Source organism: Enterobacter cloacae complex sp. SHL021 (assembly GCF_049237765.1).
GTDB classification, from domain to species: Bacteria; Pseudomonadota; Gammaproteobacteria; order Enterobacterales; family Enterobacteriaceae; genus Enterobacter; species Enterobacter cloacae.
This window is the reverse complement of the sequence record NZ_JBMKJG010000004.1, coordinates 57497-73338: the sequence shown is the minus strand read 5'-3', so window position 1 is coordinate 73338 and position 15842 is coordinate 57497. Positions and strand designations below refer to the sequence as shown.

General features: G+C 49.9%; 17 protein-coding genes and 1 pseudogene. 2 read left to right on the top strand and 16 right to left on the bottom strand.

The window, feature by feature from the left end; translation table 11 throughout:
• Positions 1-6 precede the first annotated feature (6 nt).
• Positions 7-480, top strand: a complete 474-nt coding sequence (locus ACOTZF_RS05150) for a GNAT family N-acetyltransferase (RefSeq protein WP_029883730.1) — start codon at positions 7-9, stop codon at positions 478-480.
• 92 nt (positions 481-572) lie between these two features.
• On the opposite strand, the gene ACOTZF_RS05145 is transcribed toward ACOTZF_RS05150, so the two are convergent.
• The gene (locus tag ACOTZF_RS05145) at positions 573-1295 is read right to left on the bottom strand and encodes an SDR family oxidoreductase (RefSeq protein WP_129251543.1); all 723 of its coding nucleotides are present in this window, start codon (positions 1293-1295) and stop codon (positions 573-575) included.
• 98 nt (positions 1296-1393) lie between these two features.
• On the opposite strand from ACOTZF_RS05145, the gene ACOTZF_RS05140 reads away from it, so the two are divergent.
• Positions 1394-2293: a LysR family transcriptional regulator gene (locus ACOTZF_RS05140; RefSeq protein ID WP_129251544.1), complete on the top strand. Its 900-nt coding sequence runs from the start codon at positions 1394-1396 to the stop codon at positions 2291-2293.
• Here the strand turns inward: ACOTZF_RS05140 and ACOTZF_RS05135 are convergent.
• The 15 genes and pseudogenes from ACOTZF_RS05135 to ACOTZF_RS05065 all read right to left on the bottom strand — a co-directional run bounded on the left by ACOTZF_RS05135 (position 2290) and on the right by ACOTZF_RS05065 (position 15839).
• On the bottom strand, positions 2290-2574 hold the full coding sequence (locus ACOTZF_RS05135; protein WP_129251545.1) for a hypothetical protein: 285 nt from the start codon (positions 2572-2574) through the stop codon (positions 2290-2292). The genes ACOTZF_RS05140 and ACOTZF_RS05135 overlap by 4 nt on opposite strands.
• Before the next feature lie 90 nt (positions 2575-2664).
• Positions 2665-3051, bottom strand: a complete 387-nt coding sequence (locus ACOTZF_RS05130) for a hypothetical protein (protein WP_038981052.1) — start codon at positions 3049-3051, stop codon at positions 2665-2667.
• Between the two features lie 225 nt (positions 3052-3276).
• Positions 3277-3609 (bottom strand): hypothetical protein, encoded by a 333-nt coding sequence (locus tag ACOTZF_RS05125; protein ID WP_038981053.1) that lies wholly within the window; start codon positions 3607-3609, stop codon positions 3277-3279.
• A pseudogene (locus ACOTZF_RS05120) lies at positions 3602-4258 on the bottom strand (RHS repeat-associated core domain-containing protein); the annotation flags it as partial. The gene ACOTZF_RS05125 and the pseudogene ACOTZF_RS05120, both read right to left, overlap by 8 nt.
• A gap of 131 nt (positions 4259-4389) precedes the next feature.
• The gene (locus ACOTZF_RS05115; RefSeq protein ID WP_038981057.1) at positions 4390-4776 is read right to left on the bottom strand and encodes a hypothetical protein; all 387 of its coding nucleotides are present in this window, start codon (positions 4774-4776) and stop codon (positions 4390-4392) included.
• A gap of 161 nt (positions 4777-4937) precedes the next feature.
• Positions 4938-5522, bottom strand: coding sequence for a hypothetical protein (locus tag ACOTZF_RS05110; RefSeq protein WP_052250602.1), 585 nt, complete (start codon positions 5520-5522; stop codon positions 4938-4940).
• 109 nt (positions 5523-5631) lie between these two features.
• Positions 5632-5976 (bottom strand): DUF7716 domain-containing protein, encoded by a 345-nt coding sequence (locus ACOTZF_RS05105; RefSeq protein ID WP_038981059.1) that lies wholly within the window; start codon positions 5974-5976, stop codon positions 5632-5634.
• 152 nt (positions 5977-6128) lie between these two features.
• The gene (locus ACOTZF_RS05100) at positions 6129-6686 is read right to left on the bottom strand and encodes an imm11 family protein (protein ID WP_129251547.1); all 558 of its coding nucleotides are present in this window, start codon (positions 6684-6686) and stop codon (positions 6129-6131) included.
• 225 nt (positions 6687-6911) lie between these two features.
• A complete protein-coding gene (locus ACOTZF_RS05095) occupies positions 6912-7175 on the bottom strand; it encodes a hypothetical protein (protein ID WP_228486069.1) in 264 nt (87 codons plus the stop codon).
• Positions 7176-7468: 293 nt separating this feature from the next.
• Positions 7469-8035 carry a hypothetical protein gene (locus ACOTZF_RS05090; protein ID WP_038981060.1) on the bottom strand — a complete coding sequence of 189 codons (567 nt, stop codon included), beginning with the start codon at positions 8033-8035 and terminating at the stop codon, positions 7469-7471.
• The gene (locus ACOTZF_RS05085) at positions 8029-12267 is read right to left on the bottom strand and encodes an RHS repeat-associated core domain-containing protein (RefSeq protein WP_348563259.1); all 4239 of its coding nucleotides are present in this window, start codon (positions 12265-12267) and stop codon (positions 8029-8031) included. Before ACOTZF_RS05085 ends, ACOTZF_RS05090 begins: the two co-directional genes overlap by 7 nt.
• 17 nt (positions 12268-12284) lie before the next feature.
• Positions 12285-12722, bottom strand: coding sequence for a DcrB-related protein (locus ACOTZF_RS05080; protein ID WP_129251548.1), 438 nt, complete (start codon positions 12720-12722; stop codon positions 12285-12287).
• A gap of 72 nt (positions 12723-12794) precedes the next feature.
• Entirely contained in the window at positions 12795-13658 is an 864-nt protein-coding gene (locus tag ACOTZF_RS05075; RefSeq protein WP_129251549.1) for an HlyD family secretion protein, read from the bottom strand.
• Positions 13655-13870, bottom strand: a complete 216-nt coding sequence (locus ACOTZF_RS05070) for a DUF1656 domain-containing protein (protein ID WP_058683118.1) — start codon at positions 13868-13870, stop codon at positions 13655-13657. Before ACOTZF_RS05070 ends, ACOTZF_RS05075 begins: the two co-directional genes overlap by 4 nt.
• Positions 13860-15839, bottom strand: coding sequence for an FUSC family protein (locus ACOTZF_RS05065; RefSeq protein WP_421636050.1), 1980 nt, complete (start codon positions 15837-15839; stop codon positions 13860-13862). Before ACOTZF_RS05065 ends, ACOTZF_RS05070 begins: the two co-directional genes overlap by 11 nt.
• Positions 15840-15842 lie beyond the last annotated feature (3 nt).

Genomic DNA, 15842 nt, shown 5'->3' with positions numbered 1-15842 from the left:
ACAAAAGTGAATATTTCAGAGAAATATGAATGGAGTAAGAATAACTACCTGGTGAGTACAGACAGAGAAAAACTGGATGTACAGGCCATCCATCGATATTTAACGAGATCGACCTGGGCAAAAGGCATTCCTCTGGATATTGTCTCTGCGTCAGTCGAAAACAGCCTTAACTTCGGCGTCTACCATAAAGAAAATCAGATTGGTTTTGCTCGCCTGATAACAGATTACGCTACCTTCGCCTACCTTTGCGATGTTTATGTGCTTGAAGAATACCAGGGTGAAGGGCTCGGAAGATGGGTTATGGAATGCATACATAGTCACCCCATTTTTGATCGGCTCCGCAGGGTGATGTTATTTACAACCACAGCGCCCTGGCTTTATGAAAAGTTTGGCTACGAGCCGGTAAACAGAGAAAACTATGCATGGACTATTACGCGTCCTGATATTTACACCGGTGGAAAAAGCCTGACTGATAAATAGACCTAAAACAATTGCAAACGCTATCAGCCAGGCATGCATTACCGGATAATATATTTTTAGATAAAAATGAATGTAATGATCCGCGTTGTGCTTCAGTTTGCAGATGCAGTTGGTCTGATGGTGATTTCTGTTGTATCAACGCTTTCCGGTGCCTCAATGATATGCCTTACGGCACGGGCAATGTCAGCAGGTTGAAGTGCAACAGCGCGGTAAACATTCATCGCCGCCATGGTTTCTGCATGGGTAATGGTTGATGCCAGTTCACTTTCCACTACGCCAGGATTAACGCACGTAACGCGAATTTTAGAGCTTTCCTGTCGTAAACCATCTGAAATAGCCCGTACCGCGAATTTAGAGGCACAATACACTGCCGCCGTTGGCACAACGGAAAGTGCACCAATAGAGCCGATGTTTATTATCTGACCTGATCCCTGCGCTTCCATCAGCGGAAGCACAGCGCCAATACCCCACAGCACGCCCTTGATATTAACGTCAATGATGCGTTCCCATTCATCCTGTTTGCCAGCCGAAAGCGGTGAAAGCGGCATAACGCCCGCATTGTTGATAAGAACATCAACACGGCCCCAGTTATCCAGCGCGGCTTGTACGAAGCCAGCCATAGACTGTCGGTTTGTGACATCCAGCTGCTGGGCTTTCGCGATACCACCCGCACTGCAAATTTCAGCGGCAATCGCCTCGGTACGCTCCACTCTGCGTGCTCCCAGTAAAACCTTCGCGCCTGCCGTTCCCAGCTCTCTGGCAATGCCTTCTCCAATACCACTTGATGCGCCGGTGATTACTATCACTTTATCCATGATGCTCTCCTTCAGTTGGGTTCGAAGAGATAATAGAACTTGATGATTAGTTCCAGTATCCTGCTTTTACTGGACTCACTGGTTAGCAGCGTTAAACAATGAAGATAGATCTTAACCTTTTACCCGTTTTCATCGCGGTGGCAGAAGAGCATAGTTTCAGTAAGGCCGCGGCACGGCTGGGCGTTACCCGTTCGGCGGTCAGTCAGGGAATACGACGGCTTGAGGATGCCTTTGGGACAATGCTGGTCATGCGCACGACACGCTCAGTGAATTTAACGGAAGCGGGAGAACGGCTGCATAAATCTCTGTCATTACCGGTAGCCGGTATTGAAGCCGCATTCGATGATATGGCTTCTGACGATATGCCACGTGGCCTTCTCAGGATCGCAGTGACCTCGATTGCGGAAGAATTTCTTTCGGGTCCGCTAATCGCCTCGTTTGCGGCTGCGAACCCAGCGGTGACGCTTGATATTGTTGTCACGGATGAGGAGTTTGATATCGTGGCAGCAGGTTACGATGCTGGCGTGAGGCTCGGAGAAGTCATTGAAAAAGATATGATTGCTATTCCGCTTACCGGAAAGCAACGTGAAATGGTGGTTGCCTCTCCCTCCTATCTCTCAGCCAACGGCATACCCATTCACCCGCGTGAGCTGATGCATCATCGATGCATTGGCTGGCGACCAGCCCCGGATGTTGCGCCTTATCGCTGGCCATTTGAAGAGAACGGAAAAGCGTTCGACCTGTCGATTGAACCGCAGATTACAACTAACGATCTGCGTCTGATGCTGAGGCTGGCACTTGCCGGTGGCGGCATAACGCTTGCCACTCAGGAAACATTCAGGCCGTATATTGAAGGAGGTCAGCTTGTATCATTGCTTGATGATTTTCTTCCCCATTTTCCTGGCTTTTATCTGTACTTCCCTCAGCGTCGCAATATTGCGCCAAAGCTACGCGCCCTGATTGACTATGTCAGGGAATGGCGGCAGCAATCTGCTTAATCGGAGGCGTGGCTGTGCCCGGCGGCGCTACGCTTGCACGGGCCTACGGTGAGTGTCGAGGCGGGTTTGTTTGATGATGGCAATTGATGATTGGTTTTCGCAGGTAAGGCGTAGCCGCCACCCGGCAATGCAGCTTTTAAAGCCGCATCCTGTTCGATCAGGACGTTGGCTAAGAATCTTGAAAACATTTTGTCGTGCCGGTGAGTGCATTTGGGGGGGGATTGATCAGGAGGATCATTATGCGATGTGCTAAAGGCTTTATTTGGGTCGTAAATATTCATGATATAAAGCCCGTTCCTGCTACTCCTGTAGCAGGCAGTAGCACTGCCACAGTAATGTGGTCTATCCGATTGGATAGACATAATTAAATTTTATAAAAATGCTGTTTCGCTACTAATAATTTTCTTCACTTCAAGCCCTTTAAATTTGATGCCAACGCCATGTTCCTGATCTAAATCGGTCGAGAACATGAACCCAAATTCATTGTCCTCATCTGGAGAAAGATAAACTTTCAGCAAAATCAAGTCGTTTGCCTCCGCACCATATATACGCTTGCTATATATCTGGGTTTCAGTTGCGACTTTCTCGAAAAAATATTTCTGATTCTTAATAATAAAATCGATGTCTTTTTTCATTTTTTCATCGACCGAATCAAATTCACGGTTTATGCACTGGATGAGAGAAGGACCAAATGCCGATAATACTAAATCGACTGAAACACCTTCATCGCCTTCATAAAAATCCAATTTAAGTGACATTACCCCCCTATTTCATTTTGTATTCAATGAGTTGGATATTTTCTTTGTTTCAAGAGACTCGAACTTAACCCCCTGATATTTTTCGAATTGACTTATAGAACCTTAATACGGGAAAGACACAACGAAGTGCAGCAATTTTTGCACTCTAATGGAACATTAAGTATCTACGAATTAAAAGAAGAGCCGGTAGGATTATTTTCCAACCGGCCATTTACAATACAGAAGTTACTTTCTTGAGAAGGGAAAAAGGCATTCTCTAAAAGAATTTTCCTTCACTTCACTTTGAAATTCTCGACCATTTTCAAGTTCTAATTTATCTAATTTAGCCAAAACAAATCTTTCGTTCTCAGCATGGCCTTTATTATAAAAATCAATAGATTGCTGCCCTAAATCATCAATTTTTATTAGTTTAGAAAAAATAGAGTTAATCAGAGGACTACCTGCATACATTACAGATTCGGTTTCCTCACAAGAAAATTTCAAATACATTATCGCTTTTTTCAAGGCGACTACCTCACTTTGACTTAAAGTCAAAGATTTTTCTTGGTTATCAGCCACACCTACCTCCTCTGGACTTTATTTGCTCCTGATTCATCTTCAGTCGTTGCTCATAAGGTAAATGGGATACAATATCATAAGGATTTTTACCTGCATGTAGTACCTCACCTAATTTCAACCGGCCGGAATGAATGTATTCTAATTCGGAACTCTGGATAATGTTACCCATTTGAGAATTATCAGCTTTAAATATAATTGAATAGTCGCCACGTCCTGTATGTAATGGATCGTTAATGAAAATATCTCTCATTGCATCCTGAGGTGACATTAATATATCAGTAACATAAACCTTACCTTTTGAGTTAGGTTCAATAACTCCGGTATTCATTATGCGTTCTAAGCCAGCCTTATCCGTATAATGGATAAATATATCTTCCCCGCTTAAGCCCCACGGATCGATCCAAGATAGCGGATTCGGCGCATACTGATAAAGGTTCCACCCGCCATTCAACCCTATCGGATCCTGCACAATAAACCGCCCGACCTGCGGGTCGTAGTAGCGGAACAGGTTATAGTGCAGTCCCGTTTCACCGTCAGCGTACTGCCCGGCATAGCGAAGCGGTTGATGCGCCATCGCCATGCGATTCACAACCCGTGAGAACCCTTCGCTCTGATGACGTACCTCGCCAAAGCTGTCGAACTGCCCGCTTCAGCGCACCTCGTCGCATTCGTGGGTTATCACGATATCGATTTGGCCTCTTCGGGTAGCACGAGGTTGAATAGATTTGTAGATACAGCGTGATTTTAGATGAATGTTGACCTTATCTGGGATCGGTATATTCATCCTTTGGTTATGCGTGTATTCACTATGTCATTCACATAATGTTCAACCGAAATATTGTGCTCCCGATTAATCTGAGAAATGAATGAGCTAAGATGCTCTTGCGATGCATGAAGGGTCGTGGCAATAAGGTTATCAAAATCGTTCTGAGTAAATCGTTTATGTCCCTTCAACGTCGAGTGCTGAAGCAAAGTGTGTGCGGTCACTTCCAGGACGGCCCGCCGGTAATTATCGGACAGCAGGACGTCAAGATCGGTCTGAAGAATATCAAACTCAAAATAAAAGCTGACAAATCCCGATTCAACAGGTAATGAATAAATCAGTTTGTCACCTAACTTCTCAACGTTAGGTTCATATCCTTCGCCCATTACTCGCGTAGTCTGCATATAATCCATCTCCTTTCATGCATTAGATTAATTCTACTTGAAAAAAGATACAACGTAACTCTTTTAAATCTTGCTTAAAAGGCCTGTAAAAATCATAGAGAACATCACCTCGCTAAAAAATAATATTTACGCCGTACTGGTTTACTTTGAAAGAAAATAATTTATCCATAAAAATAATTATAAAATGCATTGAAATTTTCATTACCGATAAGAGGCACAATTCTTTCCCGCAACTCATTAATAAAACCATGTTTTACTTCATCATTATCATCTGCTATATCAAAGATATCGTATTGACCATATACCAAATCAATGAGTTCAGCTAATGAAAATATAAATCCACAGAGACTGTCAGCTATTTTAAATGGTTCAATTACATCATAACTTGCATAAACAGGGGTATTCCCTTCATCGACAACCGCAATTATAGGTTTACCTCCACCTAAATCATCACCAATAACAAGGTAATTGTTAGGTAAGTACTCATAACCATTTTGAGCCTTCAAGAGCTCACTTACCGAGTGAAGTTTAATTGGCGTGAAGCCTGTTTCAATCTTTAACTTTTCAGGATTATAATTTTCATATAAAAATTCCACCTCTGTCGAACGAGGTAAGTTGGGCGGGAAGGCATTGTCCAGATCATTGACGTTGCTGAAACTCCCTGACAGCGAGTATTTATTGCAAATAACAATAAGTTGTTTTAATGCTTTTTCAATCTCATTCACAATGGTCTCAGACGCATCCATAAATATAGCCCTCAGTAATAACCAATCAATTTAAAATAACATTCTCAGTATGTACTACCTTCAAACAAGCTAAGAAAATCAATTTTTAATTACTCTCTCGCTCTTTAAATCAAAGCTCTATGAAGTTATCGTTCTCGAGATAAAAATTTAAACCTGATATGAAATCCTCTACAGATGGTTTTTCTCTTTGGATAGAGATATTATGTAATACATCTATAAATTGCTCTCCATAGAAAAACAGCTCTAGCGAATTTTCGACAACAAAATCAGGATATACTTCCTCATCATCATCACTAATGACAGGATAGCTCTCTAAATAACAAACAAGCTCTTCTTTCGCAGATGCTTCATATTCTCTTGTATACACACAAAAATCATCTAATGTATACCCACCCATAAATTTATATATTAAGTCATCTAAACCATAATTTTTTCTGTATTCTAACCGACTCATACGCACAATTCTTGAGACTTATCTTTTATACTTTGCAAAGCAAGTAGTTAATGAGAAGAACATATATTCCATTCAATTGGAATTTAAATGGTTTTTATAATCCGGGAAAATTACCCCCCGGATCATTTTGGCTAATTTAAAACACACTCACATTAATAAATAGGGTCAGCAAAATCTATTCCTTTCACATTATTCTTAGAAAGGAACTCTTTAAATTCATTAGAAATAATTATGCAAGATTTATATTCACTACATCTTGCCATACTAAAATCTTCAACAACCTTTTCTTTGAAGACTATTTTACTAAACTTCCTTGGACCATTAGGTAAATAACTTAATATAGGTTGGCTTTCTGAAGCTTCCATATCGATGCATGAAACCTCTCTTAGTATATTAATTATTTTATACCCTTGATGTTGGGTTTCATTTACAGATACAGTTGCGTCAATAAGTTGAACATCAGTCCGAAAAACATCGTAACAAGAAATTAGTGCTGCTAGTCTGGATGATATGAATATAGGCCCATCACTATAATAAAAATCATATGCAAGCAATACCTTCTCACTCACCTTAGATTTTAATGAAAAAAAATGCCCCTCGTAAGTTTCAATTGATTTACATTGAGAAAAAGTAGTTCCAGATATGTCAGGGTGCTGGTATTCAAACCAATAACTATCGGGATAATCAGAAGCAATTCTTAACCAATACATATTTAACACCCTGTATTTCAAAATATATTTATGAAGCCATATTAATTTAATTGAATTTCTTTAATTCTAACTGTATACCTTTTGTACTCATTTTACTAAACGGGGTGAGTACGATATACCCCGCGACTTTATCTAAAGATAATTAACCTCACATTTTGCAATAATATCAAAAACGTGGTCGTATGTGCTTAGCACTACTCTTTGCAGATCATCTTCTCTTTCAGTTTAGATTAAATCAAAGCTCGACTTTAAATTCCCATCATAAGGATAATCATCTATTTTATATACAGGCATCATTTCGACGTTACTGAATAAAAACTCAATACGAACATCAGGAGCATCTTTTATACTTGGCTTACAAAAAGATAAACTTAAAGAAGCATTTACCAAAAAAATAAAGAGGTAAAGTTTTAGCTCGGTGCTAGATACTATTAAAGCATCACGACCGTAAATCATATCATATTTTGTTTCTATTGACTTTATATTCATATCAACAATACTCTGTTGTGCATATCGAATTACATTCTTAACCAATTGAAACTATGTAGCTTTAAACATTAACATTTTGGCGGAGTTAGAATTTTAAACACGGGCGCGTAAGTATTATTAAATTATATAAAATTTCTTTTCCTGACGCCTGACAATAACACCATTATTAATTAGAGAAATTTTATAGACGTAAGTAAAAAATCAAGAAAAAATTCATTCCGCATAAAAACATCATCTATATTATATAAGCCGGAATAATTAATATTAATCCGGCTTATATTAATCACTTGTCTTTACGAGTACTGCCAAAAACCAGCTATAATATTTCCGCCGGATATTTTTTTATACAAATACAAAGCACCGTAACCAAAGATGTAATCACCATCAAGCAATGCATCTGGATAATAATCTTCATCTATTTGCATGAAGAATTTATAACCATCCTTTTGCAATGAATCAAAATAATAGTCTTCCGATTGTATTAACCTTGCTTCTTCAGTTTTAGTGATAAAATCAAACTCTTCACTTTCAACTTTATCATACCCAACAATAGCTGCCTTATTAATGTGTTTTATCGTAAATGCATCATTATTGCTTTCATCAGAAAAAGTATGCGTAATAACTTTTACGGAACAATTAGGGTATATATTGTTATCAATCATATCATCATATCCTTCAGGAGTAAGTATCGTAATATACTCATGTCCATCATCAGGATTCTGAACTGTCAAATAAAACTTATAACCCTGAATATCATCAAGTTTATCTAAAAAGAATTCAGGGATATTTCCACCAATCCGCCCAATGATATCACCATCAGGGAGGGTACTTATTTTAGCGATCAGATTAGATTTTAACATTTTGTTAACCCATTTTTTCTTGCAAACCCAATAGACTCTTCTCTAAGTTTCATTGCCGTTTCAGTGGCAAACTTCTTAGCGTTTTGACGTTCCCAACCTCTGTTGTTCACCAAGTCTTCGTAAATACCCCTTCGAGTAATTGCAGTATTCCTGTTTATATTCTGCAATGCGGTCTGGTTTTTTAATACATTAGGATTATGCAATCCATATTTGGCCTGTAATTTAGATATAGTTTTATGCATAGCATTTTCTTGTAAAGCTATCGCTGGGTTGGTAGTTGCGATACCAGACATTCTACCTTTTATTATGCCATTATTTCTTAGCCATGCATTTTGTAATAATTCATGTGCAGTTAAACCATCTTTTGCATGGACGGGGCTTCCATAGCCTGCGATTCCAAATTCATTTATTAAACCCAGCGGATCAATCCACCCCAACGGATTCGGCGCATACTGATAAAGGTTCCACCCGCCATTCAACCCAATCGGATCCTGCACAATAAACCGCCCGACCTGCGGGTCGTAGTAGCGGAACAGGTTATAGTGCAGCCCCGTTTCACCGTCAGCGTACTGCCCTGCATAGCGAAGCGGTTGATGCGCCATCGCTGTGCGATTCACAACCCGTGAGAACCCTTCGCTCTGATGGCGTACCTCGCCAAAGCTGCCGTACTGGCCGCTCCAGCGTACCGCACCACGTTCGTCGGTCACTTCCAGCGGCGCGCCGTTCAGGTCGGTGTTGAACCAGTAAATCTCACCGCTGCTCTGGTCACGAAGGTGATCCACCCGCGCCAGCGGGCTCCAGGCTTCATTCGGGTCATAAATATACGTACTGCACAGCCCGGTTTGCTGCTGCTCCTGCAACAGGCGGTAGCCCTGCCACAGGAAGCGCGTTTCGGTGGTGCCGTGCGCGGTGGTGACGATTTTGCGGGTACGGCGGCCCAGCGCGTCGTAGTGATAGCGCGCCTCAAACCGCCCTTCCGGCCCGGTTCCGCGGGCGGATACCAGCCGGTTCTCGGCGTCATACGCATAATGCTGTTCATACAGTCCGTTGCGGCGGCTGACCAGGTTGCCCCAGTGGTCGTATTTCATAAACAGCGCCTGCCAGTGCTGCAGGCGGTTATCCGTGACCGGTACCGCATCGTCATTGGCGGCGAGGTTATCCGCGGCGTCATAGCTGAACTGCGCGCGGCTGTGCCCCTGTCGGGCCTCGTAGTGCTTCAGCAGACGCCCTTCGGCGTCGTAGCCGTAATCCACCTCACCGCGCAGGGTGTCGCTAACGCCAGAAAGCTCACCGCGTGCGGTGTAGCGATACAGACGTTCCAGTATCGCCTGCTCCGGCAGGGTCACCTCCGTACTCAGCTCACTGCGCTGCAGGGTACGTCTGCCAAGGCTGTCATACTGGCGGAGCTGCTCGCGCGCGCCCTGGGTGCGGCGAATTTCCCTGTGCAGGCGGTCGCGGGTGAACTCGGTCACCAACTGCTGCCCGAAGCGGATGGCGCTGACATGGCCGGAGCCATAGTGCAGCCAGGCCAGCTTTTGCTCGCCGGGCAGCGTCAGGCCGGTCAGGTTGCTCAGGGCATCCCATTCATAGCCCACCGCGCCGTTAATGCCGGATTCGCTCAGCACGCGCCCGGCGGCATCATGGCGGTATGCAATCTCATCGCTTTCGATACCCAGCGCAACGCCTTCGGCTGTTGGGGTGCGACGGATGCGGGTGATCTGGCCGCTCAGGTCACGGACGTAGCGGTACTCCGCGTGGCGCTGAGTTCGCCCGATCAGCAGCCCGCTGTCGTCATAGCTGAACTGCTGGACGCGACGGGCAATGCCGCCGTCGGCGGCAGGTCGGCCGTTTTCTTCGAGCGCGCAGAGGAACCCTCGCGCATCCCATTCCATATGGCGCACGGTCTCGTCCGGGCGCGTTTCGCTGAGCGGGCGGCCCACGGCGTCATAGGTGAAGCGGTATTCCGCCCCGTTGCCGTTATCGAGTCGCAGCAGGTTACCGCGCGGGTCGTAGCGCCACTGGCGCACGCGGCCAATACGGTCGGTAAGGCTGACCGGGAGGCCGAGCGCGTTATAGGCCCAGCGCACCTCGCTTTCCAGCGGGTCGCGCCAGCCCGTGAGCTGGCCGCGTTCGTTCCACACCAGCGACTCGCGGCTGCCGTCCGGATGGATCACGGCACTCAGCAGCCCGGCGTTGTTCCACTCCCGACGCGTGATATTCCCTTCCGCATCCTCGCTGGCAATCAGCTGCCCGAAACGGTCGTAACTGAAACGGGTCACGCTGCCGGAGCAATCGGTGCGCTGCGTCAGCAGCCCCTGGATGTTCCAGACCAGACGTACCACGCCGCCGAGGGCATCAGTGATGCTCTCCGGCAGGTTCTCTTCCTCATCGGGATAGTGATACGCGGTGGCGTTACCGGCCGGATCCGTTTCCGACAGCAGACGACCGCGAAGGTCGTACATCGCCTGCGATGAAGTACCGTCCGGGTAGACCGTCCGGGTGATGCGATCGGTCAGACGATACCAGTAATATTCTGTGCGACGGCCTGCCGGGTCCGTCTCACTGGTCATGCGGCCATACTTATCCCAGGTACTGCAGCGCATCGCACCGCCGGGCAGAATGACATCGCTGAGCTCGCCGTCGCGGTAGACAAACGTCGTCTGTCGACCGTCGTAATCCGTGAAGCGCGCGACGTTGTCGTCGTCGTCAATCAGCCAGTGCGCCTGCGCACTATCATCACGAATGGCGCGACGGATGCCGTTTTCAAAATCGTATTCAAACGTCAGCTGTTCGCCGCCGCTGTGGCGGAAACCGACCACGCGCGGCAGGCCGTCAATCTCCCGCCAGCGGTATTCGCTCAGCAGGCCATTGGCGTCCTCGTGGGCGCTCATCAGCCCGTCCTGCCAGCGGAAGCGTCGGCGCACGCTACCGCCCCGGCCGGTCACACAGACCAGCTGGCGCTGTTCATCATAAGCGTAACTGACCAGGCAAATCTCGTCATCCAGCCAGGCGCTGGCGAGCCTGTCACGGTCGTAGCGGCAGACCACGCGCTGGCCCGCGCTGTCGGTCAGGGCATGCAGGGTATTATCCGCATTCCACTCGAAGAGGATATCGTTGCCGCAGGGTTCTGAGATGCGCTGAAGCAGTGACGGTGCGTCATCCTGCAGCGGCGCATAGTGCCAGCGCTCGCCGCTGACGTCATACACCGACCAGCTGTCGTCATGGTGATGTTCAAGCCAGTTTTTTTCGCTCTCGCAGTAGGTGCGCATCCCTTTCGGCACGTTCGGGAAGGCAACGTAATCGCCGGACGGCGCACGCCACACCAGCCCGTCCTGATAGGGCTCCAGGCGGCTTTCCCAGAACAGGCTCCAGCCGCGGCCCAGCACGCTGTCACCGGGGTTGCCGCTGCGCCAGTAGCGCTGCCAGCGCACCGGCAGGCGCGACGGCAGAACGAAATCGAGTTCATCATCCCCGCTGAGAAACTTCTGTCCGCTGACGATATCCACCGGACGGGCGATGATCCCCGCGGCCGCTACGCCGGTCATCAGCGTGCCGGCGCGGCAGGCGATACGGGCCAGCTTATTGATCCCAGGGATTTTGCCCAGCAGCTTAGAGAGCGCCCCGACTTTGCCGGCCGCACCGCCCCACCCGCCGAGAAGCCCGGCGAACAGCAAAGTAAGATCGGAGACTTTATAGAGCCACTCGGGCACTTCAGACTGAATGGGCAGGGTTTGCTGGGGATCGCCGCCGATGAAGACGTTGTCCGAGCCGGTCATCACCTTCGCGTCGCAGGTGGTGCGATCCCCGATGCGGGACGCAGGCTGGCTGTTAATCGAGACACGCTTAGAGCCTTCGGCCATCTGCTGCGAGCCATCGTCCGAGCACTTCACCGCGCTGTCCGTCGCGATGGCTGCGGGTTTGCTGTTGATAAACACATTGGGCGAGCCGGAGGTGATGACGCCTTTCTTCGTCATACTGGATGCCCCGGCGTCGGCGATACTGTCCCGGGCGGCGGTCGCCAGCTCCCCGGTGTAATACCCCACGGCCAGGCTTGCGCCGACGAGCAGCACACCCACGCCAAGGCAGGATGCGCCGAGACCGGCAATAAACATCGCCCCCGCCAGAATGCCCCCGGCGGCGGCAATCAGGCCACCGACAATCGTTCCGGCAATCATCCCGGCCAGCGCACCGGAGTGGCCGATATCATCACCAACGCGTGCAGCTTCAAACATAACGACTATCCCTGGTGTTAATGGTGGAAGCGAAAGCTCCTGAGAAGATCGCCGAACAGCGCGCAGTCCGTATCGCCCAGCGTACGGGTGCAGGTCATGGTGAACACCAGAATGTTATCGCCTTCGGCATTAAACACGGCCTGCTGCTGCCAGATGCGTTTCCCGTCGCGCAGATAGCTGGCGTGGATAATTTCACCCTGCAAAAGGCCGTCGCCGAGCGTTGCGGCACTGCGTTCACCCTGCTTCCAGCCCTTGAGATGTTTTTCCATCAGGGCGAGCTGGCGATCGATATACGCGGCAAGCGCTTCGCCGGGGTTGAGGGTATCACGGGAGATGTTGAATGCTGGCGCATCCGCTGCAGGCGGCGCGAAGACATTGACGGTACGATCCTGATAGCCCTCAGGAAAAGCGATCATTCCTTCATTAAACAGGCACTGCGAAGATGGTTCTGACATTGAGCGGGTCCCACCACATTTTTTCAGAAGCGGTAAGTTTCGCATATGTGTTTAAGGCTGACTATCCCCAGATTATTGTCCCACCGCCACGCTCGCCGACAGGCCCGCCACCAGCTCAACTCCCTTCGGTAAGCTGTCGATATGAATGCGCACCGGCACGCGCTGCGCCAGCCGCACCCAGCTGAAGGTGGGCTCCACGTCGGGCAGACCCAGCCCGCCGGTCTCGTCGTTGTTATCGCCAATCCCATGACCGATGCTCTCTACGTGCCCCGTGAGTACAGGGTCATAACCCATCAGCGCCACCTGCGCGCTATCCCCCACGCGGATATGGCGCAGTTTGGTCTCTTCAAAATATCCCACCACCCAAAAGCTGTGGGCATCAACGATGGACACCTTTGTCTCCCCCGCTGTCGCATAATCGCCAGGGCGAAGCCGCAGATGCGTGACGTATCCCGAGACTGGCGAGCGAACGGTGGCGTGAGCCAGATTAAGCTCGGCCAGCGCCAGCGCGGCAAGTGCGCCATGATAATTGGCTGCCGCGACGTTCGCCGCACTGCCAGTTTGCTGCAAATCCTCGCGGGAGATGGCGTCCTTAATCTGCGTGCGTCGCCGGGCGGCATCCTGGCGCATCAGCATCTCATGGCGTTTTGACTCCACATCCGCCTGCGCGCTGACCACCGCGAGTTTGAGCCAGCGCGGATCGATGCTGTAGAGCACATCACCCTGGTTTACCCACTGATTATCCCGCACCGCCACGCTGATAACCGGCCCGGAGACGTCCGGCGCTATCTGCACCACATCCGCCCGCACGCGTCCGTCGCGGGTCCATGGGGTCTGGGCGTAATGTTTCCACAAGATAAACGCCAGACACGTTGCCGCCGCAACGGCGCTGAGCGTCAGCGCATAACGGCCCAGCAGAGAAAGTAATGCTTTCATATCAATAACCCCAACGCGGTTAACCCCTGCATGAGCAGGTAAAAGGTAACGATCCAGGTTGAAACATCCATCAACGGGCGACACGGCAAACGGCGGTAAAGCCTGCTGAGAGAGAAAAGCGGTATGAGAAGCAGCGTGCAGACCAGTGCCACGAGCGCCACCATCAGTAACCCGGGGAGCAATACGCCCCCGACATTGAGATCATTGACCATCGTCCGGCCCCCGTAATGCGCAGTGGAGATCCACCAGCCTGCCGATAACCTGCCGCGTTTGTTCATCAGCCGCAGGCAAACGGCAGCCAATGGCGGCGGCGAGGCGTTCACGTAAGGCGGCGGTGTCTGACGTCGTCGTCAGTTGATAAAGCAGCGCGTTGATCTCCGACGGCATATCAGTACGGCGGAGGTGTCGCACCGAGAGGCCAATCCGCAGCGCGTGCAGCAGTCGGTTAAGCGCCTGTTCGGTGGCGTGTCCGCTGCGTGGCAAGCGCGGCAGTAACAGGGCCGCCCTGTCGATCATCAGATTGATCCAGTGGGTTTCATCGCTCTGCATTTTTCCTTTCACGCTGCGGCGGATATCGCGCTGGCACAACCTCAGCAGCCGGTTGATGGCGGCATCGGCCTGCACGGTTTGCAGCAGGCTCATGCTGATGACGGCAAAACCGGTCGCGAAAAAGAGAGCAATGGCGGCGTTTAGCGCCGCGGCGAAATCGCCGCTGTAGCGCGCGCTTAGCTCCGATAGCACCGGCAGCGTGAGGGTGATCCCCATCGCCATAAAGGTGGTGGGTGGGCGCGCCTGCAGCGACCCGGCCAGCAGATACGCTGGCGCAAGTACCGCCACCAGCACGGCGAAATCACTCACCTGTGGAAGTAGCGCAAAGCTGTAGAGCAGGCTTATCACTACGCCCCAGATGCTGCCGATGATGTATTTCACGAGGTGCGGCGCCGGGGTGTCGAAGCTGCCGAACAGCGTGCAGCAGACACCGAGGATCGAAACTGCCGTGCCGCCGTCGGGCCAGGCGGAGTAAATCCAGACCAGACAACCGCTCAGGATGATGACGAACGCCCCCAGCGCCGTGCGCGCGGCGGTAAGCGGATCGCGGTGGAAGACGTAGCCTTTGATCGCGCTGCTCTGTACGCGATCGGACGCAAACTGGCTGTGGTGGATCGCATCTGAAAGACGATCGCACTGTTGCAAAAGAAGCACGGCCTCCGTCAGATAACGGGTAAAACTTGCCCGCTCCGCCTCTTTCAGGCTCCGCGCACGAGAAGCATCGCGCTCAGCGACCTGCTGGCAACGCTTAATGAGGGCGTCTGCCAGCTGTTTTCGTTGTTCTTCATCGTCACAGGCAAGCCAGGCCTGGACATCGTCCAGCACGGTTTGCAGTTCAGCGGGCATTGTCGCCGTCAGGGGTAAGCGGTCACGCAGTTCACAGTTCACCATAATCAACCGCGCCAGCCGGTCATGAATGGCTTTTCGGGCCTGGCGTACCGGAACGGCAAGGGCGAAATCGTACGGGATATGATGGCTCATTCCCTGCAGGAACTGCAGCGACAGCGCAAAATGCAGGGGCGACGTCACCGTACCGGGTTTGCCCGCTAACGTGTCGGCTACCCGCTCGCGTGCGGTGCGCAGCGTCTGCGATAAGGCGCTGTTGAACTGCGCGGAGATACGCGCAGGCAATACATAGCGGTGAATCACCGCCGCGCAGAAGATACCAATCGCAATCTCCTGCACCCGAACGACGGCGATGTTAAAAATCGCACCGGGCTCAGAGACCGCCGGGAAACCAATCAGGCTCGCGGTGTAACCTGCCAGCACAAAGGCATAGGCCCGGGGCGTGCGTTCCAGCAGAGATAACCAGAGACAGAACGTGATCCACCCCGTCAGCACCACGCTGCAAACCATCGGCATATTTGCGAAGGTGGGCACGATCAGCACGGTGGCGCAGGCCCCCGTTACGGTTCCGGCCAGACGGTAAAGGCCCCTGCTGAGCGATGCCCCCACCGACGTCTGCGACACAATGTAAACGGTAATAATGGCCCATGAAGGGCGGTCGAGACCGATCGACAGCGCAATGTAATACGCCAGCATCGCGGCAGCAAATGTCCTTGCGGAATAGAGCAGCGCCCGGGCATCGCTTTGCAGTGCGGCTGGTAAATAACGAGAGATGAGGATGTTCATGCC